The sequence below is a fragment of the Mesorhizobium sp. M2A.F.Ca.ET.067.02.1.1 genome (assembly GCF_004023285.1).
Taxonomy (GTDB): Bacteria; Pseudomonadota; Alphaproteobacteria; order Rhizobiales; family Rhizobiaceae; genus Mesorhizobium.
This window is the reverse complement of sequence record NZ_RZSB01000746.1, coordinates 1-2,953: the sequence shown is the minus strand read 5'-3', so window position 1 is coordinate 2,953 and position 2,953 is coordinate 1. Positions and strand designations below refer to the sequence as shown.

Sequence of the window (2,953 nt, the reverse complement as noted above, 5' to 3'; positions counted from 1 at the left end):
TGACATGGTCGCCCTGCTTGACCGGCAGCTTTTCGATGACGCCGGCGACGCGCGTCGCCGGCGTCATCGAAAAGCTGCCGGTCAAGCAGGGCGACCATGTCAAGACAGGCGATCTCGTGCTGATGCTCGCGGCCGAGGAGAAGATCTCCAATGTCGACAACGCCAGGCAGCTGCTTGTGCAGCGCAAGGCCGAGCTCGACGCCGCCGAGCGGCTGGCCAAGACCGGCAATCTGCCGAAGCTGCAGCTCGACACTGCCCGTTCCAACCTGACGCTCGCGCAATCGCAGCTCGATGCCGCGCAGGCGGAGCTCGACCGCAATGAGGTGAAGGCGCCGTTCGACGGCGTCATCGACCGCATCCCGGTGGAGCTCGGCAGCTCGGTGATGCAGGGCGGCGAGGTGGCGACGATCCTGAAGCTTGATCCGGTCATCGCGCGCGGCGAGATCAGCGAGCGTGACCTGCGCTATGTCAAGATCGGCGACCAGGCCGATGTGCGTCTGGTCAACGACCAGAAGGTCACCGGCACGGTTCGCTACATCAGCCGCGATGCCTCGGCGCAGACCCGCACCTTCCGCGTCGAGGTGGCGATCCCCAATGGCGACGGCTCCATCCCCGCCGGCATGACGGCCGAGATCACGCTCAGCGCCGAGCCGACCAATGCGGTCATGCTGCCGCGTTCGGTGGTGACGCTCGGCGACAAGGGCGACCTCGGCATCCGCGCCGTGGGCAAGGACGACAAGGTGGCCTTCTTCCCGATCGATCTCGTCGACGACACGCCGCACGGCCTGGTGCTGGGCGGCATTCCGGAAGATGCGCGCATCATCGTCGCCGGCCAGGAGCTGGTGAAGGAAGGCGACTTGGTGAAGCCCGTCGAGGCCGATCAGGCGACCATCAGCAAGCTGATCGGCGAAGCCGCCGCCGGCACGCAGTAAAGCACGACGCGTCCGTCGCCGGGCCAATCCCGCGACGGCGGTCCGCAGCCTTGGAAGCATAACAGGCCGAAGTCATGGATATCGTCAGACTCGCCATCAACAATGCCCGCCTCACAATATCGGCGCTGCTGTTCCTGCTCGTCGCGGGCTGGGTCGCCTATCAGTCGACGCCGAAGGAAGCGGAGCCCGACGTTCCGATTCCGATGATGTATGTCAGCCTGATCTATCAGGGCATCTCGCCGGAGGATTCCGAGCGCCTGCTGCTCAGGCCGATGGAAAGCAAGCTCAAGAGCCTCAAGGGGCTGAAGGAGATGCGCTCTGCCGCCTTCCAGGGCGGAGGCTACGTGCTGGTCGAATTCCAGCCGCAGACCGATCTCGCGACGGCGCTGCAGGATACGCGCAGCAAGGTGCAGGACGCCCAGGCCGACCTGCCGCAGGCGGCCGAGGAGCCGACGGTCAACGAGGTCAACGTCTCGGAATTCCCGGTCCTGGTCGTGACGCTTTCCGGCGATGTGCCGGAGCGCGTGCTGACGGCCGCCGCGCGCGAGCTGCGCGACCGCATCGAGGAAGTGCCCGGCGTGCTCGAAGGTTCGCTGCAGGGCGCGCGCGACGACCTCGTCGAGGTCGTCATCGACCCGGTCAAGCTGTCCTCCTACGGGTTGCAGCTCGACCAGGTGATCCAGGGCGTCGCTTCTTCCAACAGCCTGGTCGCGGCCGGCAACCTCGAGGGCTCGGAAGGCAAATATGCGGTCAAGGTGCCGTCGCTGATCGAGACGCCGGAAGACGTCGCCAACCTGCCGGTGGTCGCCACACCGAACGCCGTGGTCCAGGCCAAGGATGTCGCCACCATCCGCTCGACCTTCAAGGATGCCGAGACGGTGACCCGGCTCGACGGCAGGCCGGCCATCGCCATCGAAGTGAAGAAGCGCATCGGCGCCAACCTGATCGACACTCTGACCCATGTCCGGGAAGTGTCGGACAATTTCATCAAGACGATGCCCGAGGGCATGCATGTCACCTACACGCAGGACAAGTCCGTCTTCGTCAACCAGCTGCTCGGCGACCTGCAGAACCATGTGATGATCGCCGTCATCCTGGTGTTCATCGTCATCCTCTACGCCCTGTCCGGACGTGCCTCGCTGCTCATCGGCCTTGCCATCCCGTCGTCCTTCCTGATGGGCATCCTGCTGCTCGCCATGATGGGCTACACGATCAACATGATCGTGCTGTTCAGCCTCATCCTGGCTGTCGGCATGCTGGTGGACGACGCCATCATCGTCACCGAATTCGCCGAACGGCGCATGAGCGAGGGCATGCCGAAGGCCGACGCCTTCGCGCTGGCCGCCAAGCGCATGGCCGGCCCGGTCATCGCGGCGACGATGACGCGCATCGCCGCCTTCTCGCCGCTCTTGTTCTGGCCCGGCATCATCGGCGATTTCATGAAATACATGCCGATCACGCTGATCGTGACGCTGTCGGCCTCGATGCTCTACGCGCTGGTCTTCGCGCCGACTTTGGGCGCGATCTTCGCCAAGGCGCCGGAGCATCACGAGGAAGGCAATCGCGACGGCTGGTACATGGCCGTGGTCAAGCAGGCTGTCCGCTTCCCGATCACCGTCATCCTGCTCACCGTCGGGCTTCTGGTCGGCGTCGGCTTCGCCTATTCGAAATATGGCGCGGGCGTCGAGTTCTTCCCGAGCGTCGAGCCGGATTACGGCCTGCTCTATGTCCATGCCCGCGGCAATCTTTCGCTGGCGGAAATGGACGCCGCCACCAAGACGGCGGAAAACCGGCTGCTCGGCTGGCCCGGCGTGAAGTCGGTCTATACGCGCGTCGGCAAGACCCAGGGCGGCGGCCAGGACATTCCCGAAGACGTGGTCGGGGTCATCCAGTATGAATTCGTCGACTGGCGCCAGCGCAAGTCCGCCAACCAGATCCTCGATGACCTGCGCGGCGTGATGGCCGGCATTCCCGGCGTCGATGTCGAAGTGCGCGTTCCAGAAGCCGGCCCGCCGACCGGC

Annotated in this window: 2 protein-coding genes; both read left to right on the top strand. The window is 65.2% G+C overall.

Annotated features, from left to right (window positions below):
• Positions 1-932 (top strand): efflux RND transporter periplasmic adaptor subunit (locus EOA28_RS31120; RefSeq protein ID WP_128315631.1); only part of this gene is annotated, 932 nt, incomplete at its 5' end.
• Between the two features lie 74 nt (positions 933-1,006).
• Positions 1,007-2,953: efflux RND transporter permease subunit (locus EOA28_RS31115; protein ID WP_148670964.1), on the top strand; the 1,947-nt coding region annotated here is incomplete at its 3' end.